This is a genomic window from Oscillatoria sp. FACHB-1406 (genome assembly GCF_014698145.1).
In the GTDB taxonomy this organism is placed as follows: domain Bacteria; phylum Cyanobacteriota; class Cyanobacteriia; order Cyanobacteriales; family Spirulinaceae; genus FACHB-1406.
Window position 1 is genome coordinate 248,135 of record NZ_JACJSM010000002.1, and the last position, 22,645, is coordinate 270,779.

Here is a 22,645-nt window from a genome sequence, read left to right on the forward strand (position 1 = left end):
CGCTTTTAATCTCGATCTAAATCCCGTTGTAACGGCCGTTGGTAGGTAAAAGTTATTGTACTGCCCATTGCTAAAACTTGGTTGATTTCCTCGTAGAGTGGATAGTTACCAACACCGCTTAAATTAACCCAACCGCGCGATCGCGTCAGGGCAACAAATAACTGATTGCGAAGGGCTAAATCGCTTTCAGTACGGGCAACGCGATCGCACCCTACCACATAAACTAAATCGGCTTCGTTGCCCTTAGCGCGGGAGATTCGGGATACCGTTACGCCGCCCTCCATCCAGAAGCGATCGGGATCGTTATCTGGATGTTTGGGATTGATTCGATCTAATTCTAAGGCAGTTGGAACGTAAACTTTTAAACCGCGATCGATTAAAAATTGAGCGACTTTAGTTTCCAGTTCTACGGCTTCTTCACTCGCACCTAAAACAACGACTAAAATTTCTCGACTGGGCTTCAAACCGTCATCGCCAATATTCGATGATATCTTCTGCGCTAATGCCTCTAATTCTTGCGATCGCGAATCATACGCAGTAAACTCAAAAACAGGTTCTTCCCACAACTCTTCAATACAATTGGGTGAATTTTCTTGCGGACGAGAAATAACAATCTTTTGACCGACTTTTTGAAAACTTCCGGTCACTTCGTAACCGAGTTTTTCCCAACCGTCTTTTTGGGTAATTCCGGCTAACATTCCTTGGGGACGCAATAATCCCATCCCAATTGCATGGGCAGCCATTAAAATCGTTCCTGGCGTTCGGTAACAGCGCCGCATAACTTCCGATTTTTTAATTCCGCCGGGATAGTTACCTTTGGACAGTAAATCGCCAAATTCTTCTCCAAATAACTCCTTCGCTGTCGGAATTTGTAACGAATCTAAACTTTGTGCTTCGTCATACGCCCATACTAAACGGCGCTGTTCTGGATGTTCGCGATCGACGGGGCGAAGCGCTTGATAAGCTAACCAATAAATGGCTTGTTTGTCAAGATATTTGAGGTCATTGTTCGTGACTAAATCTTGTCCCTCATCAATTAAAATTGCATCAAAAACTGGCTCGATTTCGCGCTCTTCTAGCAACCATTTACAAAATTCTGCGAGCGATCGCGTCGGCTGTTTGTGAGTGGTATCGTTAACAGTTTTGCGTCGAACATTAAGCGTTTTGCAGAGCGTGCTGTAGAGTCCGGGACGATTGCTAGCTCCCCAAGCATGAAGGACGCGCAATTTTGGATTGGTTTGGGGATCGTAGCTGAGTTCCCCATTACTAAATCGGCGCACCCAGCGATCGATTAAGCTGATAATTTGGTCGTAGAGCGATCGCGTAAAAAAGACCAAAGCAATATCCCAATCGGGATGTTTGAGGTGCATATGGGCTGCTTTCTGGCAAAGCAAAACGGTTTTTCCAGAACCGGCAATGCCTCGAATTCGCTGTACTCCCGGAGCAATTTCTTTACCGATATGTTCCTGTTTGAGGTCGAGTTCGTAAAGATGTTCGCGTAAAAGTTCGACGACAGCAGCGCGGTTTTTATTGCTGCTTGCAATGCGAGGTTGCGACGATTTTTTTAAAATCGAAGTTCCGCTGACAGCGATTAATAATTTCGTCCATTGTTCGTCGTTTAATCCTTCTCCGGGAACGAGAGGATCGAGATGTTTAATCAAATCGGGAAGGGTATCGAAGCGATCTTGGAAAAGAATGGGCGGTGAATGGGGATGTTGATGAAAACCGCGTTCTTGCCACTGCGCTTCGGGAATTGAGGGAAGAACAATTAGGGCGCGCCCGGTTACTTTTCGCCACAAACTCGGATCGCGATCGCACAATCCAATGATAGCCCGTAGGTGATGTTCTGCTAAAGGGTAAGGTTGACCGGAAAAGGGAAAATCGGCGCTAAACTCCCAGTCTCCTGCCTCATTAATTTGGGTAATTTGTGCGATCGCAGCCGCACAAATTTCGATCGCAACAATCCCCCACTCGCGATCGACAATAACGATATCCGGTTCTTTGCGCTGTTCCCCCACCTTACTAAAAAGAGGATAGCGCCAATAGACAATACAATCGCGATCGGAAAAGCTCGTTTTCACTGCCTCCCAAACCTGCTGTTGCCCGCCGTCTAACTCTTGGGTTTCAGTTATCACAAATTTCATCGCGCGATCGTCCATTTTTGTACCCCTGGCTAAATAAACATTGTGAGTTTCTAGCTTCAGAGTTCCCCTCATTTCAGGGAAAATCCACGCGATCGCCCAAAAAAACCGTACTTGAGTTGAAACCCACATTCCGCACCTGTTATAGGTAGGGACGTTGTATACAACGTCCCTACCTATAACCTGAGTAGAAAGGTTTGGGCAAAAGTCCCGTTAATCCGGACTTCGCCTTAAAATAACGGCTTGAGCCACTGAAATAAAACCCGCTCGACTAACCAAGGATAGCTGTTGTTACTGTCCGTACTCGCCAGTTCGCGATCCGCCACGACAGAACCCGGAGAACTTCCCGGCTTCCCAAGCGCCTGTTCCCGCGAGCTATCGAGCAATTTTTGCCAAGCACTCACCACAGTACGCAACGAAGACGGCAATTTCTCCACATCGTAATCGGCATAGCGCGTCGTCCCTTGGCGCGCGCTTAACGTCACGCTAATAATATCTGCCGAACCGGACGGCGGCGGAAAAGCGAGTTTGTTGTACTGCCCGAAACGCTGCTGTTGGAGAATTTGCTCGAATTCGCGGACTTGTTGCGGCGACACCCGGCGGGTTTGAGTGGTTCCCCCGCGCGTCGATTGGCTTGTAATCTTGCCATCTTTCCACAAAATAACTTCCCGCACGTCTCCAGTAATTCCGCCCCCAGAAATCGCACGAAAAACAGCGTTAGCCGGTAAGGGCTGCGGTAATTCGTTTTCGGGAATGGGAACGGAATTAAGCGTGCTGCTGTTACTCGAAATTTGGCTAATAGTGGGATTGAGGCGCGTATCGGAACCATTTTGGTTGGTATGGTAAACGAGGCGGTTATTGTTGCCTTCAACCGTCACTTGCCAGCCGGAAATGGCAATTTTCGTACAAACTTGGTTGGGTTCTGTGTAAATGCCGAAGCAGCCATCCCAAACGCGGGGAAAGGCGCTGGTGAGGCGCAGTTGGTTGCGCGGTAGCCCGGTTTGGCGGGCGGCAGCCGTTAATACGGCATCGCGCACGGAGGCGGGCAAAACGCTAACCCCATTTTCTAAGTAAAGGGTTTCGCCGCTGCTGTCGGTGCGATAGATGAGTTGCTTCTCGCCCGCACGGACGGTAACGCGCCAACCTTCAACCAGGGCTTCGGTACAACTGCGATCGGGAAAATTCAATCCCAAACAACCGTTAGGCCAAGTTTGCCGTTCGCTGCTGGTAATTTGAATCTTATCAACGGGAAGGTTAAGAAGTTGGGAAGCTTGCGATTTGACGGCATCGCTGATGGCTTGCGGCAAGTTTTCGGCAGGCTTACTATCTTCAGCTTGAATGATATTGCCCCGAGTGTCGGTACGATACGTCAGTTTTTGGTTGCCCGCGCGCGCGGTAACGATCCAACCTTCAGTGATGACTTGGGCGCAAACGCGATCGGGTGTTTCGATTCCCATACAAGCGTTTGGCCAGGTGCGAAATTCCGCCGAAACGATTTGAATGCTAGCCGCCGGAAGTCCGGTACGGCGCGCGGCATCCTGTTTAATCGTGTTGGCAACGTCAGGGGGCAGGCGGCGCGTTTGGGAGGGAGGATTTGTCGGAGGTGAGGTCGGTTTTTCGAGCAGTCCGAGGCGTTGGAGTTCGGTTTCGAGTTCGGCGTTCCAAGGGCGAGAGGAACCGAAAGCGCCATCATAAACGGCAGTCCAGTTATTTCTACCGTCGCGGTCGCCAAAAAAGAGGTAACGCCCGCCCGTTTCGGAGATAATATCTTGGCAAGAGGTTTGATTGAATCCGCTCAGCCGCACGGTTTGCGGCCCTTTACCTTTGAGGTAGCGGTTGACGCGAATGGTGAGGGTTTCACCGTCAACGCGAGCGATTGTGCCTTCAAAGACGTAAGGAGCGCTACTGATGCGCTGTTCGATCGCGGCAGGACGGCTGTCGGGAGCGGGCTTGCAAGCGCTGGCGGGGTTGGTAGTTGTGAGGCACAGGGCGATCGCGATCGGAAAACCCCAGAGCGGGAATTGCAGGGATTTGGGCTTGGAGGTGGAGTGAGTCATAGAAAGGCGGGTCTTTGCTCTAGCGTTGAAGGTGAAGCGTTTGTGGAAAATATTGACCATGCAAAGGGAGCCGACGAGGTGCAACGATGGCATCTGGGTTGGCACGCTCGTCTTCTTTAGAACTGTTGCATGGGTTCGTTGACGCAGAGATGCGTCAAAGGTTTCTGGGAGAATGCGCGCGATACTTCGACCTTCGGGGAGCTTGGATGGCGTGAAGATTTGCCAATGGCATTGCTTCAATCGTTAAGAAATTGTAGATTATAAGGGATGAGGAATTACATTCCGTTCTCTGGCAGCTAGCATTTTCACTTAGAAGTGGGAACTTTAATCGCCTACTGGTCGCTGAATTCCGGAGAACGCTTAGCTCCTGACTTTCAAAAAAAACTCTAATTTTTAGAAAATTTCATAATGAAAAACGTTTGTTTTACCGCCTCGGAGACGGTTCAAATTCCCGTTGAGGAACAAGAAATCCCGATTCGTCACTATTTGCGCCAACCACAACGGTTAGTGAACGCGATCGCAGAACCGCAACTCATGACTCCCTTAACCCAAGACCGTTACAGCTTGCGGATGCGTCCTCTCAATTTTATGGATTTGTATCGCCTTCAACCGACGGTCGTCCTGAAAGTCTGGACGAGTAGCGAAGGAACGGTCTATTTAAAATCCGAGTCCTGCGAGATTCGCGGCATTGATTATATCAACGATCGCTTCTCTCTCAGTCTCGCCGGCCAATTATCTCCCTGCGAGCAAGCCGGAACGACTTACCTCAAGGGAAAAGCTGACTTGCAGGTTAACGTCGAGTTACCTCCCTTGCTTTGGTTAACTCCCGCCCCGCTACTAGAAATGACCGGCAATGCGTTGCTAAAAAGCGTTTTAGTCCGCATCAAACAGCGCTTGCTCGGACATTTACTGGCAGATTATCGTCAATGGTCGAACAGCCAAAGCCGCACGAAAACTGCAACGCATCTCGGAAATGTCTGGACGGGCTAAGCTCAGAGCTAAGGCTTGTTAAGGCTAATTAATTTGTACTACATATCGTCAAAGGTAAAGCGTTACAATCAAAACCTACCTTAAGATAGAAAATTCTGGCGATCTCAGCAATTTTACGGGTTCGCCCGGTAAAGCGCTCGTCAGTTTTGGAAGAAAAACTTAATATTATGAAATAATTGGCGAAATATACAGAAGGGACGAAGCCATATCGCCTAAATTTCGCTTAAAGTACCAAGAGAAAGGAATGAGTTTTGTCGTCTGGCTAGCTGTTTGCTTGCTGCTCGGCTGGACCGCTCCCCTCTCTGATTTAACCCTCGAGCGGGAGATTGACAATTAACCATGTTTACTTACTACGATTTCCAACGCGGTTGCGACCCCAGAACCCAACAAACCTGTTATATCTTTTACTGCAAGCAAACGCAATTTGGAAATAAGCGTTTTCTCCTCGTTATCTGGCAGTCAGAGCGAGATATTGCGAAGACCTTAGCCACTTGCTGTTTAGAACTGCTCGCCTTTTTTTACAGCGATAACTACTATCAAGAGGTGGGAAATAATGGTTTCCACGTCTCGCAAATGTCATCGCTCTTAGCAACTTGGGGCGAACGCAATATTCTGAATGCAATGACGATTCTGCGTTTAAACGGCTTGCTTAAATACGTGCCGCTGATTCCAGCGAATGGCCCGGATGCCTGTCAAATTCCCTTTATCCCAGAAGGTAACGCCCGTAGAGATGCTTCTAAACTCACGGCTTAAATCTTGAGTTACGAATTATGAATTAGTTAATAATCTACAGTCAGGTCGAGCGATCGCGGCGGCAAGGTTGAAAGGAGAGACGGTGTTGGCTCGATGGACCGTGCTGCTGTAAGCCTAAGCGATGGCGCGGCGTTCCATAGCCTTTATTCGAGGCGAGATCGTAGTCAGGATACTTTTGTTCTAAACGAATTAATAATTCATCGCGCCAAACCTTAGCAACGATGGAAGCTGCGGCGATAACTAAACTTTGGCGATCGCCGCCGATGAGCGTTTCTTGGGGGATGCAGAGATTTGGCACGGGAAAGCGGCCGTCGATTAAACACTGTTGGGGCGGCGGCTGGAGTTGAAGGATCGCGCGTTTCATTGCCAAGAGGGAGGCTTGGAAAATATTGATGCGATCGATCTCGCGCGCGGTTGCCCAACCAATCTTCACATCCAGGGCAATCGCGCAAATCATTTGACTTAACTCGACTCTTTTTTTGGGCGAGAGTTGCTTGCTATCCTTTACGCCCGCGATCGCTAAATCCGGCCAAACCGAGGGCGGTAAAATCACAGCAGCAGCAACCACCGGACCGAACCAAGCACCCCGACCGACTTCATCGACTCCCGCAACGCGATCGCCGCCTAAAGACTCGCTCATGCGTTCAACCTTCCTTCTACACCTATACAATCCCAGAAACGCGAGTTCGATTAGAGAGCCAGTCACGTAGAATCATTCTCATCGGTCAAACACGCTCTATCGTAGGATGGGCATTGCTGTTTCTGGGATTAAACCTAAAAAAAGGCAGAAAGTCAGCAATGCCCACCAGCGTAATTTTGCCCGCGATCGAGTAGTTGACCCGCTCTCTAAAAGCAAAGGAATAGGAAAGCAAGTTTTAGATAGCTCAATCGCTCTGGGAGCGAGCCTTATTCCCCATCTCGGGCCGAAGAACGGCGGCGGCGGCGGCGAATCAGGGGACTGCGAGAATCGCCTTCCTCTTTGCCTTCCTCACTGCCCTCAAACTCGGCTTCCTCGTTACTCTCGAGGTCGGACTCTACTTCGCTACTCTCGGACTCTAACTCTACCGCGCTCTCAACCTCCGGCACCGGCTCTTCCGCTTTGAGTTCAACTGTCGGCGTTTGTCCCGGTTCCCCGATCGAGATCGCGACGGATTTTGCCTCTTTAACATCGCGATCGATCCGCACGAGGGGTGAAATCCCCATTAAGGCGTAAACATCCTGCTCTAAGGTCGTCATCTCGATCGCGATCGTTTCAGTGGGCGGATTATCATTGCGCGGGTTGCGGTTGAAGGGTTTCCGTTCGGGAAAACTTTCTCGAACCTCGGGTTCGTTCTCTTCCTCTAACTCCTTGAGTTCGTTCCCAAAAGTAAACACCCGTTTACTTTTCCCATTCCCCTCCGTACCGTTAATGCGGCGGCGGCGGCGGCGGCGACCGTTTGCCCCCTGCTCCTGATAGTTCGGATGGTGCAGCAGATCCAGGTCGGAACCGCTTTCTTCGCTGGAGAACTCAAACTCGTCTTCCGGTTCGGGTTCTCGTTTGTCTGCCAACTTCAGCACCGTACTCGGCGGCGTGGGAATCTCTGCATCGAGAACCTCTTCCTCGCGTTCTCCCGGCAAGTGAACCAGATGTCCTAAACCGCCACAGGTGGGGCAGGTTTGACCGAAGAGTTCGTAAATATTTTTCCCTTGACGCTTGCGGGTGAGTTCGACTAAACCGAGTTCGGAGAGTTGAGCGATTTGCGGTCTGGCTTTGTCGGCTTTGAGCGCTTTTTTGAAGTTATCGATCAGTTCGAGTTGGTCGCGGCGCGCGTCCATGTCGATAAAGTCAATGATAATTACGCCGCCGATGTTGCGCAGGCGCAGTTGTCGGGCAATTTCTTTGGTGGCTTCGTTGTTCGTCCACAGCACCGTTTCGCGGGACGTTGCCGATCGCGTGAAGGAACCGGAGTTGACATCGATCACCGTTAGGGCTTCGGTAGGTTCGATAATGATGTAACCGCCGGAGGGAAGATCGACTCTCGGTTTTAGGGCTTCGCGAATCGCGGCGTTAACGCGGAAGTATTCGAGGATGTGTTGCCGTTCTCGGTGGTGGTCGATGAGCAGTCCTTCGGGCATCCGTCCGCCGCTCCAGTTCATCAGTTGTTGCTTGACGCGCTTGACGGCGTGGTTGGAATCGACGACGATGCGATTGACTTCGGCTGAGTAGATATCGCGCAGCACCCGTTGAATGAAGTCATCGTCTCGGTTGAGGAGACTAGGCGGTTTGGTGGTGTTGGCTTGGGTTTGAATGTATTCCCACTGTTTTTGCAGGAATTTTAGATCCTCGATAATGGCTTCTTCGTCTTTGCCTTCGGCTTCGGTACGCACGAGCAAGCCCATACCGGGGGGTTTAATGAGAATGGCGAGGGCTTCAAGGCGCGATCGCTCGTTGTCGTTGGGTATGCGCCGGGATAATTTCACGCCTCTCCCGTAGGGCATTAAAACGAGGTAGCGTCCCGGTAAGCTCACTTTTCCGGTAAGTCGCGGTCCTTTATTGCCCGTCGGTTCTTTCATGACCTGCACGACGACGGACTGTTGAGGGGCGAGTAGTTCGGTAATCGCACCGGAACTGCGGCGCAGGCGTAACGGACCGAGATCCGTGACGTGCATGAAACCGTTGCGTTCGGCATCGCCGATGTTAACGAAGGCTGCATCGATACCGGGAATCACGTTTTCTACCGTACCGAGGTAAATATCGCCGACTTGCTGGTTGCCGGTGGCGACAACTAATTCTTGAACGCGATCTTCGCTAAAAACGGCAGCAATGTGATTTTTCTCTGCAATGATAATCTGCTTTGGCATTCAATTTCCTCAAAAATTCTTGCATTCGGATAAAGCCTTGTTTGCTCCTGCTGAGGAGGCGCTCGCACCCCGGGCGCTCGACTCAACATGGAAAATTCAAAAAATTAGGCCTATCGCGGTTGATTGTTACTGCGAGGCTGGGGGCTGGCACGGCGCGCGCTCGGGCAATCGTTCCCATCAACTCGCAAAAGGGCTTGGTTTCGTTCTTTTCGGATAGGCGACCTGCTGTGTCTCGGAAACAGGAGACAACAATTCAGATCGAGTCAGGAGAGAATCCGTGAGGCTGCGCGGATTTGCTCCTGCATGGCCATTGCGGTTCGCGAATCCAATAACGCAATTGTGAGGGCGCAAATACTGCCGACCGCTCGGCCCTATTATAGCCCGACTCTATGCAAAAGGTGTAAGATCTCGTCCGCTCTGAGGGCGGGTTAAGATACACAAGGGAGCGATGCTGCGGGACTTTGGCGCAGGGACTCGATCGCGGCGATCGCTGCTTGGGCGACGCAATCGATTTCAGCTTCGGTCGTCAAGCGTCCCAAGCCAAAACGCAGCGAGGCGTAAGCGAGCGCAGCCGGATGTCCTAAAGCCGTGAGGACGTGAGAGGGAGCCGTGCCGCTCGAAGAGCAAGCCGAACCGGAAGAAACGGCTACCACCGCTTTGAGTCCCAACAGCAGCGCGGAGCCATCGACCCCTTCTACGCTGATATTGAGGTTTCCGGGCAACCTCTGCACGGCATGACCGTTTAAGTGCATTCCTTTAACATTTTGTAATTGTTTCCACAAGCGCTCCCGCAATTGGGTCAGGCGTTGGGATTCGATTTCGCGTTCTGCCAGAGCCAGTTCTACGGCTTTGCCAAACCCGACAATTTGGGGAGGACAAAGCGTTCCCGATCGCAACCCTTTTTCTTGTCCGCCGCCCCGAATTTGGGGAGCGAGCTTGACTTTCGGGTTGCGCCGACGGACGTAAAGCGCGCCGATGCCTTTCGGACCGTAAACTTTGTGAGCGGTCAGCGACATCAAATCAACATTCATAGCTTGCACGTTGAGAGGGATTTTTCCAATCGCCTGTGCTGCATCTGAATGAAAGAGAATACCGCGATCGCGGCACAGAGAGCCAATTTCCGCAATCGGCTGGACTACGCCAATCTCATTATTGGCGACCATCACCGAAACTAAGATCGTATCCGATCGCAGACTTGTCTCCAATTGCTGCAAATCGAGCAGGCCGTCCCTGCCCACTGGCAAAAATGTTACCTCAAATCCTAACTGCTGTAAATACTTGCACGGATCGAGAACGGCGCGATGCTCGGTTTGGACGGTGACGATATGCCGACCTTTATTAAAATACGCCTCTGCGACTCCCGCGATCGCCAAATTGTTCGCCTCTGTCGCCCCGCTGGTAAATACGATCTCTTCGGGGCTACAGCCAATCGCCTCGGAAAGAATCCCCCGCGCCTGTTTGACTCCTGCTTCTGCCTCCCAGCCATAGCTGTGCGTCGTACTCGAAGGATTGCCGAAATACTCGCTAAAATAAGGCAGCATCGCCTCTAATACTCTCGGATCCACAGGCGTGGTTGCGTGAGCGTCGAGGTAGATGGGACGTTGAGCCATAGTGAATTGAAAAAGGGTTTTGGCTCGGTTAGACAACCGGCTTGACGCGATCGTAGCAAATAATTGAGCCGAACGGCTAGCGTCTAACTTCTTCCACATTTCCTTGATGCTCGCACTGAAAACCGCGTTTGCGCCACCGTTCCAAATCCACATCAACCAAGCGCTGAGTACCGCGACATTGAGGGCGGACGAACTGACTTCCCACCGCCCAGATTAAACTGCGAGTGACATCAAGGGTAGTTTTCAATACAGATTCGCGATTTCCCGGAACGCCAGTTTCTTTGGCTATCTCGGTTTCTACCCAAATCCCCTGCGCGCCCAAAAGAATTTGCGCCATCCACTGGGCGCGGGGGAGGTGGGTTTGCGAAGTCACCAGTTTGACTTTGCGCGCGCCCCAGTTGCGGAGAATGGGGATACTATAGTAAAAGTTGTCGAAGGTCTTTCGGGCGCAATCTTCGAGGAAAACGCGCTCTTGGGGGGCTTCTTCGCGCTGAAAAATTAAGCGAATACAAGGCGCTTTCGAGCCGCTAGAGATTAAAATCGGCGTTTGGGGGGATTGTTTAGCGAGTTTAGCGACGTATATTTCGCGTTGAATGCTACCTCCGAGGACAAAAATGGCATCGACTGGGAGATTCGCTGCGGCGCGCAGGCTTACCATGAGGTTAAGCAGCCAACTCGCCAGCACAACTCCTAACGTCGCTATAATGGCAACGCCTGCCCATCTTTGCCAGAGCCTAATCTTGCGTTTGCGCCCGCTCATTTTAATTCATAATTCATCATTCACCCTTCATAACTCATAACTCATAACTCATAATTCATAATTTTTATGTTTGTTAACGCTTTCATTAAACGCCCGGTACTGACAAGCGTATGCTCTCTGATTATCGTTATTTTAGGCGCGATCGCGGGCTTGCAATTACCGATCGCGCGCCTGCCAGAAATTGCCCCCACCCAAGTCCAAGTAAGCGCCATTGCCATCGGTGCCGATGCGCAAACGGTAGAAAATACAGTAACAACGATTCTGGAGCGGGAAATTAACGGTGTGGAGGGGATGAAATATATCGAATCCAGCAGCAGCAACAACGGTTTTAGCCAAATTACCGTTACTTTCGATAGCAATGCCGATCCCGATCTCGCTCAAGTTAACGTTCAAAATCGCGTCGCGAGCGCCGAATCACAATTACCCGAATCTGTCAAGCAAACGGGCATTGTCACCGAAAAAGCGTCTAGTAACCTCTTGATGGTTATTGGTTTTTACGCAAAGGATAAAGTTTACGACGATATTTTTATCAGTAATTACGTCGATCTTTTCGTTCTCGACTCGCTGCGACGGGTGGAAGGAGTGGGGCGAGCCTTTATTTTCGGGGAGCGCAAATATGCAATGCGGATATGGCTCGATCCCAATGCCCTCGCCAGTCGGGGTCTAACAGCGCTAGATGCGGCGAATGCGTTGCGGGAACAAAACGTACAAATTGGGGTCGGTGCGATCGCTCAACAACCCGCTCCGAGCGATGGCAAAATTCAACTGCCCCTGCGAGTAGAAGGACGGCTCAAAAGCGTCGAAGAATTCGAGAATCTCGTCATTAAAACCAACAGTGACGGCTCTTTAGTGAAATTAAAAGATGTCGGACGGGCGGAATTAGGGGCGGAAACCTACGATAGTACGGTACAAATTCGCAGCAATCCCGGAGTGGGGATCGGAATTTATCAACTTCCAGGCAGCAATGCCCTAGAAGTAGCCCGCAACGTCCAAAATGCGATCGCAGAACTCAAACAAGACTTCCCGCCGGGACTCGAGGAAGTTATTGCCTTTGATACAACGGAGTTTGTAAAAACCTCCCTCGAAGAAGTATTGATTACGCTGATAATTGCGATCGCGCTGGTAATCCTGATTATCTTCATTTTCCTACAAGATTGGCGCACTACCGTCATCCCTGCCGTCGCCATTCCTGTTTCGTTAGTTGGTACTCTCGCTTTCCTGAAAATCTTTGGCTTCGAGATTAACTCCCTTACCCTTTTCGGACTCGTACTCGCCACCGGATTAGTCGTTGATGATGCGATCGTCGTCGTCGAAGCGATCGCGACTAAAATACAACAGGGCAAAAAACCGCGTCAAGCCGCCATCGAAGCCATGCAAGAACTCACAGGGGCAGTCATTGCCACCTCTATCGTTCTCATGGCGGTTTTCATACCCGTCGCCTTCTTCCCGGGCAGCACCGGCAAAATTTATCAACAATTCGCCCTCACCATTGCCTTTTCCATCCTCCTCTCTACCTTCAACGCCCTCACCTTTTCCCCCAGTATGTCGGCGTTGCTATTGCGTCCCCTAGGAGATAGACGCGGCCCCCTAGCTGGGTTTTTCCGGCGTTTTAATGCCATTTTCGCCTGGATTATCCGCCGCTATCGGGCTGGGGTAGAATTCCTAGTTCGGCTGCGCTATATCGTCCTCGCTTGCTTTATTTCGGCGCTCGCCTTCACCTTCTGGATGTATGAAATCGTTCCCGGCGCTTTTATTCCCGAAGAAGATCAAGGCTATTTTTTGGGCATTGTGCAAACGCCTGAAGGAGTTTCCCTGAACTACACTCAGGGAATCATGGAAAAAGTCGATAAAGCAATGCAAAGCCTTCCTGAAGTCAAAAGTACCTTCGTCATTACAGGTTTTAGCTTCGGGGGTAGCGCTCCCAACCAAGGCATCTTTTTTGGAACCCTTAAGCCTTGGGAAGAACGGCGATCGCAGGAACAGTCAGTTTACGGCATTTTAGGACGCTTGAACGCCGAACTGCAAAAAATTCCTGAAGCGCTGATCTTCGCCCTTAATGCGCCTCCCGTGCAAGGCTTGAGCAACTTTGGGGGCTTTGAGTTTCAACTGCAAGATCGCAGCGGCGGACGATTTAGTATCAACGACTTAGTACAGTCTGCCTACGCTTTGATGGAAAACGCGAACAAGAAAAGCGGGATCGCGCAAGCCTTCACCCAATTTACTGCCAATACTCCCCAACTCCAACTCGAAATCGATCGCGACAGAGCCAAATCGCTCAACATCAACATTAACGAAGCCCTCACCACTCTCGGCGCGTACATCGGTTCCCAATACGTCAACGACTTTACTTATGGTTCTCGCAGCTATCGCGTCTATATCCAAGCCGAACCTAAATTTCGAGCCACTCCCGAGGCGATAAACCAAATCTACGTTCGCTCGCAAGATAATCGCCTCATTCCCCTCAGTAATATCATTAAAACAACCCCCGTCACCAGCGCGCCGACAATTACCCACTTCAACCTGTTTCGCGCCATCAAACTCCAAGGTCAAACCGCCCCCGGTGCAAGTTCCAGCGACGCGATCGCATCAATGGAACAAGCTTACCAAGAAATTGCCGCTCCCGGTTTCGGCTACGAATGGATGGGAACCGCTCTCGAGGAACGTTCCTCCGGCAACCAAGCCCCCATTATCTTTGGTTTAGGACTCGTTATGGTGTTCCTCGTCCTTGCCGCCCAGTACGAAAGCTACATCGATCCGGTCATTATCCTCCTCTCCGTCCCCCTCGCCCTCCTCGGCGCGCTTTCTTTCCTCTACCTACGCGGCTTAAACCTCGATGTCTATGGACAAGTCGGTTTAGTCATGCTTATCGGTTTAGCCAGTAAAAACGCTATCCTCATCGTTGAATTTGCCAACCAACGTCTCGAAGAAGGGTCAACCGTCATTGATGCTGCCCTAGAAGCCGGAGAACAGCGTTTCCGACCGATTTTAATGACTGCTATTTCCAGCTTAGTCGGCTTCTTTCCTTTGGTCATTGCGACGGGTGCGGGTTCCGCCAGCCGTTGGTCGTTAGGAAGCGTTGTTTTTGGCGGTCTTCTCGTCGCTACCTTCCTCAGCTTTTTCCTGGTTCCCATTCTTTATATCATCATTAAAAGCCTGGAATTGCGCTACTTCCCCGCTCATGAACATCATGAATCTAATGAATCTGAACTGTTAGTTCCTATTCCGGTTACGCCTAGCAGCCCCACTCTTACTACACCTTCTGTCCCCAAACAGCAGCGTCCTTCGACTCACATCAATCTTAATACAACAGTATTGAGCGAAGAAGAAGAACAGAAGCCCAAACCTTCGCAGCGTCCTTCGACTCAAATTAATGATGATGCAACGGGTTTAAATGAAGAGGAACAGTACCCTAAAACCCCGAAACGTCCTTCGACTCAAATTAACGATGATGCAACGGGTTTAAATGAAGAAGAACAGCACCCCAAACCTTCGCAGCGTCCTTCGACTCAAATTAATTATGATGCAACGGGTTTAAATGAAGAAGAACAGCACCCCAAACCTTCGCAGCGTCCTTCGACTCAAATTAATTATGATGCAACGGGATTGAGTGAAGAAGAACAGCACCCTAAAACTCCGCAGCGTCCTTCGACTCAAATTAATTATGATGCAACCGGATTGAGTGAAGAGGAAAGCAATAACAGTAATCCAAATTCTTGATTTTTATTCGGCTTTTAGGATAATCTAATTCCTTCATTATTCATTATTCACCATTCATTATTCATTATTCTACCAAATGCCGTTCTAGAGCAAAACGAACGAGTTCCGCGCGGTTATTTGTCTCAGTTTTTCGTAATAAAGAACTAACGTGCTTCTCAACTGTTCGGGGACTGAGATGTAGTTCCGTACCGATATCGACATTGGAAAGCCCCATTGCTAGAAGTTGTAAAACTTGCTGTTCGCGAGCAGTAAAATCGATCGCTTCAGTCTCAGCAAAAAGAATGCGGGCAGTTTTAAGGTTAGCTTTAACCTCTTCAGAACTGCCGCGCTTTTCTGATTGTACGATCTCAGATTGTACAATTTGCGATCGCTCCAGCAAATTGCGAATGACCGCTCCTAATTCTTCCATTTCAAAAGGTTTAGGCAGATAAAGATCGCAGCCTGCTTTGTAGCCGAGAATGCGCTCCTGAGTGCTACCGCACTCGGTCAAAAAAATCACAGGCAGCAGTCGATATTCGGGACGCTTGCGAATTTGTTTAACCAAAGCATAACCATCCTTAAGAGGCATTTTAATATCAGCCACAATCAGGTGAGGGCGATAACTTTCTAACAAAGTCAACGCTTCTACGCCGTTTTCGGCAGCGATCGCGGAATACCCCAATAACTCTAGGTAATCACACACCGCAAGGCGAATTCCTGGATCGTCTTCAGCAACTAAAATGAGGAGCGGCATGAAATAATTGATAATTGATAATTGATAATTGATAATGTATAGCGTTTTTTATATGCGTGAGGTACAGATTCCAAAATCAAATCGGTAGGGGCGCGGATTTCGAGGGTTCCTCGAAATTAAACGCCGCCCCGTAGGGGCGCAAGCCTTGCGCCCGTTGGGTGTACCTCACTCACGTGAAAACTGCTATACGAGGGACTATTAACTATCAACTATTCACTAACTTATGTCCGTGACAGCGCCTAAACTGCTCGAAGAAACCAGTTTGGCATATTAATTGATAATTGATAATTGATCGTGCACGAGCGACTATCAACTATCAACTATTGACTAACTCATGTCGGTAACAGCCCCCAAACTGCTCGAAGAAACCAGTTTGGCATATTTGGCAAGGACACCGCTAGTGTAGCGCGGCTGTGGGGGTTGCCAGCGATCGCGCCGCTGTTGCAATTCTTCATCGCTGACATTAAGCTGGATCGATCGCGTCTCGGCATCAATAATAATCTCATCGCCTTCCTCCACAAAAGCGATCGTACCGCCGACTGCGGCTTCCGGGGCCACATGACCCACGACAAACCCGTAAGTCCCCCCGGAAAAGCGTCCGTCGGTAATCAAGCCTACCGAATCGCCCAATCCTGCCCCAATAATCGCCGAAGTCGGCGCTAACATCTCCCGCATTCCCGGGCCGCCTTTAGGCCCCTCATAACGAACGACAATAATATCTCCTGCATGAATTTTACCCGCAAGAATTGCAGCCAGACACTCTTCCTCAGACTCAAAAACGCGAGCCGGACCGCTCATTTTTGGCGTTTTGACCCCGCTAATCTTAGCAACAGCACCTTCGGTGGCGAGATTGCCCTTGAGAATGGCTAAATGACCGCGTTTATAGAGGGGATTTTCCCAAGGGCGAATGACATCCTGACCTTCTGGGGGGGTTTCTGGAACCTCAGCGAGCAATTCAGCTAAGGTTTTGCCAGTAATGCTAAGTGCGTCGCCGTGCAAAAGGTTGTGGGCTAAAAGCATTTTCATCACTTGCGGAATGCCGCCGGCCTTGTGTAAATCGGTTGCAACGTAGCGTCCGGAGGGTTTGAGGTCGCACAGAACCGGGACGCGCTGGCGAATCGTTTCAAAATCGTCGATCGTTAAGTCTACGCCGATGGTTCGCGCGATCGCTAGCAAATGCAGTACGGCATTGGTGGAGCCGCCGATCGCCATAATAACAGAAATCGCATTTTCAAACGCTTTGCGCGTCAACAACTGGCTGGGGAGAATCTGATTGTTAATCGCTGCAACGAGGACGCGGGCAGACTCTTCGGCGCTATCGGCTTTTTCGGCATCTTCAGCGGCCATTGTCGAAGAATAAGGCAAACTCAAACCCATCACCTCCAACGCCGAGGACATCGTATTCGCCGTGTACATCCCGCCGCAAGAACCCGCACCGGGACAAGCATTGCGTTCGATGTTTTTCAGTTCTTCCTCGTCGATTTTCCCCGCGCTGTACTGTCCCACAGCTTCAAAAGCGCTAACCACGGTCAAATCGCGGCCGTTGTAATGCCCCGGCTTAATCGTACCGCCATAGACAAAGATAGCGGGAATATTCATGCGCGCGATCGCAATCGCTGCCCCCGGCATATTCTTATCGCAGCCGCCAATTGCCAACACTCCATCCATGCTTTGAGCGTTGCAAGCGACCTCAATCGAATCGGCAATCACTTCTCGCGACACGAGGGAATACTTCATCCCTTCGGTTCCCATCGAAATGCCGTCCGATACCGTAATCGTACCAAACATCTGGGGCATTGCCTCTGCCTGCTTCAACCCCGCGATCGCTCTAAGCGCAAGGTCGTTAATACCCATATTGCAAGGTGTAATCGTGCTGTAGCCGCTAGCGACCCCCACGATCGGTTTGCTAAAATCTTCATCGCCAAAACCCACAGCGCGAAGCATCGCTCGGTTTGGACTTCTTTGAACGCCTTCGACGATAGCTTGGCTTCTTTTGTTGACTTGCATCTGCTCCATTGCTCCTGTAATAAAAGAATAGCTCGCGCTAGAACCATCCCGGTTAGTGCGAGCGAACGTTCGTCCGCCCTTTTTAGTAGCTTCCGCCTTTTGAAGGATATCCTCGCATCGAACCCTACTTTTTTTAAGATTCCTGCGTAATCGAAATTTCCAGCTAAAGACCTGGTATGACAAAAGACTGACTAGAGCAGCATTGTACTGAGTTTCAAGCTTTTTTAGCTTGCAATCCCAGCTTGCTGGGTACATTTAAACTAAGGAAAGGAAGATAGAACGCGCTGTTGTGGAGACTGACTTTTTGGAGATTGAATGGGTAATCGGGCAATCACTTTCCGGGAAAATACGCACCTGACCAAAACCCGCTCCTTACTCAGCACGCTCTGGTTTTATCAAAACTTTGACCTGAAGTGCTGCGCCCGAGTCGGAATATTGTTGTATTGGAAGAAAATTAAAAGCATAAGCAAGGGATTGACGAACATGAATGGGGCAGAACTTCTCGAACGTTACGCTGCGGGAGAGCGAGAATTTCGATCGGTGGATTTGCAAGGTGCATTTCTGGGCGGTGCGGATTTGAGCGGAGCGAGCCTTCGGGAAGCAAATCTGCAAGGCGCGAATCTTATTGGGGCGAGTTTAGTGAGGGTCAATTTTCGCGACGCGGATCTCAGCGAAGCTAGCCTTCAAGCTGACTTAACCGAAGCCAATCTCATTAGTACCAACTTGACGGGAGCAAAATTGACGGGCGCTCGTTTGCTCGATGTCAGTTTGCGCGCGGCCAATTTAAGTCGAGCGACGTTGCGCGCCGCTAACCTCAGCAATGCGATGCTCAACGAAGCGGACTTGCGGGATGCGGATTTGAGTCGAGCGAAACTCATCGGCTGCAATTTTGGCCGGACAAAATTGATGAATTGCAATTTAAGCGAGGCAGATTTGCAAAATTCTAATCTCACGAGCGCGATTTTGATGAATGCTGATTTGCGCGGGGCAAATTTAAGCGGTGCGATTCTCAATGGCGCAAATGCGACGGGGGCAAATGCGGAAGGGGCTGACTTTAGTAGAGCGAACCTCAACGGCTCGAATTTAACCAATATCGTGCTGCGGCAGGCGAATTTAAGGGCGGCGACTCTGACTTGGACGACGTTGCGCGGAGCCGATTTGACGGAGGCAAATTTGTACCGAGCTAAACTTTGCTGGTCGAATCTAACGGGAGCTACGCTGGTCGATGCTGTTTTGATCGATGCAAATTTGCACGAAATTAATCTTAAAAATGCAGATTTGACGCGCGCGATTATGCCGAATGCGGGCAGTTCCAGCGAGCGGTAGATAATAATTGATAATGGACAATTGATAATTGATAACGGGGAGCCGGTCACTTTTGCAAAAACGCTTGAACTACGTTCGTGCTTGGGAGGCTCCAGTAACGCTTGTCGGTTTCTTTATAATTGCTTTTGGAAGCGAAGTTTCGTTAATTTGTGAGTTTATTTAAGGGCTGAGTTTGGCTTGAATAAAAACTTGCAGTGCCGTATTCCAGAGGGCGTAACCGCGTTGATTGAGATGCAAACCATCGGTACTCAAATCCATTTTTAATTGACCTTGCTGGTTGGCAAAAATGGGATATAGGTTGAGATACATGACATTTTCCGACTCAGCAATTTTCCTTAATTCGTCGTTAATGCCTTGAATGCGTTGATTGGGTAGCGCTAATAGGCGATCGCGTCCTTCCCAAGTCGCCCCCTCGCCTCCGTGAGGAAGAATCGACTGCATAACAATCGTTGTATTTGGGTGCGCGCTTTTGAGATAGCGCACGATTAAACGCTGGTTGGCTAAAATTGTGTCGTCGCTAATGCCTTTGAGCAGGTCGTTAATACCAATCATGACGAAAATCGCCTTCGGCTCGGTTTCATCGAGCGAGGTTAAACGTCTGAGTAAGCCTAACGTCGTTTCGCCAGAAATTCCTTGATTGAGCCAGGTTTTCCCAACAGGAAGCAGTTCTTTGGGAAACCAGAGACTAATTGAATCTCCGAGCAGAATGTAGAGATTATCGGGTTTATTTTGGGCGGCAACGCGGGCTTCTTGAGCGAGCAGGGCCACCCATTGTTGATAATTGAGGGTATAAGTATCCCCGACATCTAGGGTTGTTTCCTGCCGTGCTTGTGCTAGCAATTCGCGGTTGGGTAGGGCTGCGCCAAAAGGTAAGTTTGGAGGAACATAAGGCGCGCGCTGCCAGAGATACGCGATCGCGAGCATCAAAAATCCATTTGCCATGAGGGATAAAATTGCCCAACGGGGATAGTACTTCAAGGGAATCAATCCACGAGCCGTGCTTCTACATCTTTTTACCACAACAGCGGCCTTCTCTCCCTTCTATTGCTTCTATCTCGAAGCAACGCGATTGTTATTCAGTAAATAATCGACCTCCTGCACGCGACAGAAGGTCGATCGAGTTTGAAGGGGGTTGCTTTAATACCCTTCGTTTTCGCGATTACATTTCCGAACGACCGGCTACATCGTTAGTACGAGGAATTCCGATCGCGGCACGGCTGTTAAAGGTATCGGGTTCTGTAACGAAGCCGCTATAAGCTTCCATACCGTGTTCGCCGATATCCAGCCCCTCTGCTTCTTCTTCTGGGGTAACGCGAATCCCCAAGGTTGATTTGAGCGCTAGCCAGAAGATTGTCGAGAGCAATACGGTGATACCGCCTACGGTGATGACACCGAGGAATTGATACCATAGTTGGGTGATACCGCCGCCTGCAAACAGTCCGGCCGCCGGACCAGCAGTATAGAGCGCGCCTTCTGCTTCGCTCGGACCGACAGCAAACAGACCGACGGCTAAGGTTCCCCAAATGCCGCAGACTAAGTGAACCGAAGTTGCGCCTACGGGGTCATCAATTCGCAAGCGATCGAAGAAGCCAACGGCAAAGACGACTAAAACCCCGGCAACGGTGCCGATGAGGGCAGCAGAAAAGACAGTAATCCAGGCGCAGCTAGCTGTAACGCCGACTAAACCCGCCAAGATGCCGTTAATCACCATCGAGAGGTCGGGTTTGCCCAGCACTAGCCAAGCGGTAATCGTTGCGGCTACGCCGCCAAAGGCTCCAGCGGTGTTGGTGGTAATGGCAATGTGCGCGATCGCGGAACCATCGCCGACTGCCATTGTCGAACCGGGGTTAAACCCGAACCAACCCAACCAAAGGATCAAGCAGCCCAGCGTCGCAATACTCATATTGTGACCGGGAAGTGCGTTACCCGTCCCATCGGAGTTGTATCTGCCCAAGCGAGGACCGAGGAAAGCAGCGCCCATAAGCGCCGCCCAACCGCCGACGGAGTGAACGACGGTTGAACCGGCGAAGTCCCAGAAACCGAGCGTTTGCAGCCAGCCGCCGCCCCAAATCCAGTGGCCGGTAATCGGGTAGGCAATACCGACTAAAAGCAAGCTGAAGATGAGGAAGTCGAGGAATTTGATGCGTTCGGCTACCGCACCGGAAACGATGGTTGCAGCGGTTCCGGCGAAGACCAACTGGAAGAAGAACTTCGCCATTAGGGGTACGCTTGTCCAGTTGAGCGCTTTATAGGCTCCTGTGTAGCTGTCGGCGAGGGCTGGGCTGTTATCGGCACCGGAGATGAAGAACAATCCTTCGGTTCCAAAGAAGCCGTTACCGTTCCCAAACATCAAGCCGAAGCCGATAAACCAAAAGGCGATCGTCGAAAGGGCAAAGACGATTAAGTTTTTGGCGAGGACGTTAACGGCGTTTTTCTGCCGGCAGAAGCCGGTTTCGAGCATTCCGAACCCCGCGTTCATGAAGAAGACCAGCATCCCCGCGACCATAACCCAGACGGTATCTAAGGCAATTTTTAGATCGTCTACGGTCAGTTCGCTGCCGCCTTGGGCCATTGCGGCGGCATTCCAAAATACAACGATCGCGGCGGTTAAGGGAATGCAGGCTAACCAGTAGGGAGAGAAGCGATCGGCGAGCATTTTTGCTGCCTTCAGGGACGGCGCATTCCACACAGCTTGAGGAGCCTGCGATCCCTTAAATCGCCTACGTTTTAGACGAGTTTGAGTTTCCATTTTCTTTTAAGCGATCTTATTAGACGAGACTTTTTAGAGCGATCGAAGCACCGAGAGTAGAGAGTTCGGGTTTACACAATAATCATTAGCGATTGTTGGTTTTTCCGAACCGATACATAAAGCGAGCTACTCGCTGTCGTCTTAAAAATTTTAGACCCAGTATGCTACTTTCGATAGGCTTTCAGTTCCCACTCTTCAAGGTTTTTGTGAATCCGACTGAGTTAATTTAAAGTCTGTCGAAGAGGTAAGGATGACATTTTTGAACTGAGATACTTATGAAGCCGCATTCTGGCTGAAAATTTTGTCAATTATTCATTCAATATGGTTTTTATTTCTGTATCTTTGATTACAATATTGGGGCTGCTATTGTGTGTGTTTCTGCTCGAATGCTCCCATCTTGGGACGTTTTTCACGTGGCAATGCGTTTGAGGTATTGGGCGCGACACCAGTCGATATCTTCTCCTACCCGGAAGGTGATATACTCGAACCCATAGGCACTCCAGTAGTTGATGACTTTACCGCGCTGTCCTTCGAGGTCGTTGAGGCGCTGCACGATGCAACCGAGGGGAAATTTTTGCGCGATGGGGTGGTCTTTCCAACGTTCGAGGAGTTTAATGCGATCGCGATCGCTTTCCGGCAAGAGTTTCCACGCTTCGACCTTCCAATCCGAGTAAGTCGCAGTTAGCGCCTCGATTTCCGTCCATTTGAGCGCTTGCTTGAGACATTCCGCTAGCTCGGCAGGACTGTTAAGTTCAAAGGTAGAGAGAGCAAGAGCAGTCATGGGAGAGACAGCATTAAGTTAGGAATCTGTCTCAGTGTACTCTACCTGTAGCGTTAGGGAACAGCGATCTGCCTAAATATGGTGTAAAAAAGTTTATCGCTTCTCTCGGAGTTCTCCCATCTCGCCCAACTCGCGCAAAACCCATTGTGTCCGCCGAGCGAAAAATTATAGATAATAAGA

15 protein-coding genes are annotated in these 22,645 nt (G+C 50.2%); 4 read left to right on the top strand and 11 right to left on the bottom strand.

All coding sequences use genetic code 11. The annotated features are described in order from the left end of the window. Nucleotides 1–5 precede the first annotated feature (5 nt). Nucleotides 6–2,273, bottom strand: a complete 2,268-nt coding sequence (locus H6G50_RS03685; RefSeq protein ID WP_242032699.1) for an ATP-binding domain-containing protein — start codon at nucleotides 2,271–2,273, stop codon at nucleotides 6–8. A 98-nt stretch (nucleotides 2,274–2,371) separates the two neighbouring features. Then, nucleotides 2,372–4,438, bottom strand: a complete 2,067-nt coding sequence (locus H6G50_RS03690) for a hypothetical protein (protein WP_190713401.1) — start codon at nucleotides 4,436–4,438, stop codon at nucleotides 2,372–2,374. Between the two features lie 168 nt (nucleotides 4,439–4,606). On the opposite strand from H6G50_RS03690, the gene H6G50_RS03695 reads away from it, so the two are divergent. Both H6G50_RS03695 and H6G50_RS03700 read left to right on the top strand, forming a co-directional pair. Beyond that, the gene (locus tag H6G50_RS03695) at nucleotides 4,607–5,188 is read left to right on the top strand and encodes a DUF1997 domain-containing protein (RefSeq protein WP_190713403.1); all 582 of its coding nucleotides are present in this window, start codon (nucleotides 4,607–4,609) and stop codon (nucleotides 5,186–5,188) included. Nucleotides 5,189–5,527: 339 nt separating this feature from the next. After that, the gene (locus H6G50_RS03700) at nucleotides 5,528–5,941 is read left to right on the top strand and encodes a hypothetical protein (RefSeq protein ID WP_190713405.1); all 414 of its coding nucleotides are present in this window, start codon (nucleotides 5,528–5,530) and stop codon (nucleotides 5,939–5,941) included. A 40-nt stretch (nucleotides 5,942–5,981) separates the two neighbouring features. On the opposite strand, the gene H6G50_RS03705 is transcribed toward H6G50_RS03700, so the two are convergent. The 4 genes from H6G50_RS03705 to H6G50_RS03720 all read right to left on the bottom strand — a co-directional run bounded on the left by H6G50_RS03705 (nucleotide 5,982) and on the right by H6G50_RS03720 (nucleotide 11,152). After that, entirely contained in the window at nucleotides 5,982–6,581 is a 600-nt protein-coding gene (locus tag H6G50_RS03705; RefSeq protein WP_190713407.1) for a ribonuclease HII, read from the bottom strand. A 266-nt stretch (nucleotides 6,582–6,847) separates the two neighbouring features. Next, nucleotides 6,848–8,782: an Rne/Rng family ribonuclease gene (locus H6G50_RS03710; RefSeq protein ID WP_190713409.1), complete on the bottom strand. Its 1,935-nt coding sequence runs from the start codon at nucleotides 8,780–8,782 to the stop codon at nucleotides 6,848–6,850. Between the two features lie 428 nt (nucleotides 8,783–9,210). Continuing rightward, a complete protein-coding gene (locus tag H6G50_RS03715) occupies nucleotides 9,211–10,392 on the bottom strand; it encodes an aminotransferase class V-fold PLP-dependent enzyme (RefSeq protein WP_190713411.1) in 1,182 nt (393 codons plus the stop codon). 76 nt (nucleotides 10,393–10,468) lie between these two features. Continuing rightward, a complete protein-coding gene (locus tag H6G50_RS03720) occupies nucleotides 10,469–11,152 on the bottom strand; it encodes a YdcF family protein (protein WP_190713413.1) in 684 nt (227 codons plus the stop codon). A 66-nt stretch (nucleotides 11,153–11,218) separates the two neighbouring features. Between H6G50_RS03720 and H6G50_RS03725 the strand changes: the two genes are divergently transcribed. Then, nucleotides 11,219–14,869, top strand: coding sequence for an efflux RND transporter permease subunit (locus tag H6G50_RS03725; protein ID WP_190713415.1), 3,651 nt, complete (start codon nucleotides 11,219–11,221; stop codon nucleotides 14,867–14,869). A gap of 64 nt (nucleotides 14,870–14,933) precedes the next feature. Here H6G50_RS03725 and H6G50_RS03730 read toward each other — a convergent pair whose 3' ends face one another. Next, complete coding sequence (locus H6G50_RS03730; RefSeq protein ID WP_190713417.1) at nucleotides 14,934–15,602, bottom strand: response regulator transcription factor; 669 nt, start codon at nucleotides 15,600–15,602, stop codon at nucleotides 14,934–14,936. Nucleotides 15,603–15,929: 327 nt separating this feature from the next. After that, on the bottom strand, nucleotides 15,930–17,609 hold the full coding sequence (gene ilvD / locus H6G50_RS03735) for a dihydroxy-acid dehydratase (RefSeq protein WP_190713419.1): 1,680 nt from the start codon (nucleotides 17,607–17,609) through the stop codon (nucleotides 15,930–15,932). Nucleotides 17,610–17,924: 315 nt separating this feature from the next. Between ilvD and H6G50_RS03740 the strand changes: the two genes are divergently transcribed. Then, the gene (locus H6G50_RS03740; RefSeq protein ID WP_347239864.1) at nucleotides 17,925–18,935 is read left to right on the top strand and encodes a pentapeptide repeat-containing protein; all 1,011 of its coding nucleotides are present in this window, start codon (nucleotides 17,925–17,927) and stop codon (nucleotides 18,933–18,935) included. Nucleotides 18,936–19,094: 159 nt separating this feature from the next. Here H6G50_RS03740 and H6G50_RS03745 read toward each other — a convergent pair whose 3' ends face one another. From H6G50_RS03745 to H6G50_RS03755, 3 genes are all read right to left on the bottom strand, one after another. Next, nucleotides 19,095–19,913 carry an SGNH/GDSL hydrolase family protein gene (locus tag H6G50_RS03745; RefSeq protein WP_242032700.1) on the bottom strand — a complete coding sequence of 273 codons (819 nt, stop codon included), beginning with the start codon at nucleotides 19,911–19,913 and terminating at the stop codon, nucleotides 19,095–19,097. Between the two features lie 181 nt (nucleotides 19,914–20,094). Continuing rightward, on the bottom strand, nucleotides 20,095–21,591 hold the full coding sequence (locus H6G50_RS03750) for an ammonium transporter (protein WP_242032706.1): 1,497 nt from the start codon (nucleotides 21,589–21,591) through the stop codon (nucleotides 20,095–20,097). A gap of 502 nt (nucleotides 21,592–22,093) precedes the next feature. After that, a complete protein-coding gene (locus H6G50_RS03755) occupies nucleotides 22,094–22,465 on the bottom strand; it encodes a hypothetical protein (protein WP_190713424.1) in 372 nt (123 codons plus the stop codon). Nucleotides 22,466–22,645 lie beyond the last annotated feature (180 nt).

Coding starts and splice junctions, on each gene's coding strand:
- H6G50_RS03685 (WP_242032699.1), bottom strand. CDS start 2,273: ATGTGGGTTTCAACTCAAGTACGGTTTTTTTGGGCGATCGCGTGGATT.
- H6G50_RS03695 (WP_190713403.1), top strand. CDS start 4,607: ATGAAAAACGTTTGTTTTACCGCCTCGGAGACGGTTCAAATTCCCGTT.
- H6G50_RS03700 (WP_190713405.1), top strand. CDS start 5,528: ATGTTTACTTACTACGATTTCCAACGCGGTTGCGACCCCAGAACCCAA.
- H6G50_RS03705 (WP_190713407.1), bottom strand. CDS start 6,581: ATGAGCGAGTCTTTAGGCGGCGATCGCGTTGCGGGAGTCGATGAAGTC.
- H6G50_RS03710 (WP_190713409.1), bottom strand. CDS start 8,782: ATGCCAAAGCAGATTATCATTGCAGAGAAAAATCACATTGCTGCCGTT.
- H6G50_RS03715 (WP_190713411.1), bottom strand. CDS start 10,392: ATGGCTCAACGTCCCATCTACCTCGACGCTCACGCAACCACGCCTGTG.
- H6G50_RS03720 (WP_190713413.1), bottom strand. CDS start 11,152: ATGAGCGGGCGCAAACGCAAGATTAGGCTCTGGCAAAGATGGGCAGGC.
- H6G50_RS03725 (WP_190713415.1), top strand. CDS start 11,219: ATGTTTGTTAACGCTTTCATTAAACGCCCGGTACTGACAAGCGTATGC.
- H6G50_RS03730 (WP_190713417.1), bottom strand. CDS start 15,602: ATGCCGCTCCTCATTTTAGTTGCTGAAGACGATCCAGGAATTCGCCTT.
- ilvD (WP_190713419.1), bottom strand. CDS start 17,609: ATGCAAGTCAACAAAAGAAGCCAAGCTATCGTCGAAGGCGTTCAAAGA.
- H6G50_RS03740 (WP_347239864.1), top strand. CDS start 17,925: ATGGGTAATCGGGCAATCACTTTCCGGGAAAATACGCACCTGACCAAA.
- H6G50_RS03750 (WP_242032706.1), bottom strand. CDS start 21,591: ATGCTCGCCGATCGCTTCTCTCCCTACTGGTTAGCCTGCATTCCCTTA.
- H6G50_RS03755 (WP_190713424.1), bottom strand. CDS start 22,465: ATGACTGCTCTTGCTCTCTCTACCTTTGAACTTAACAGTCCTGCCGAG.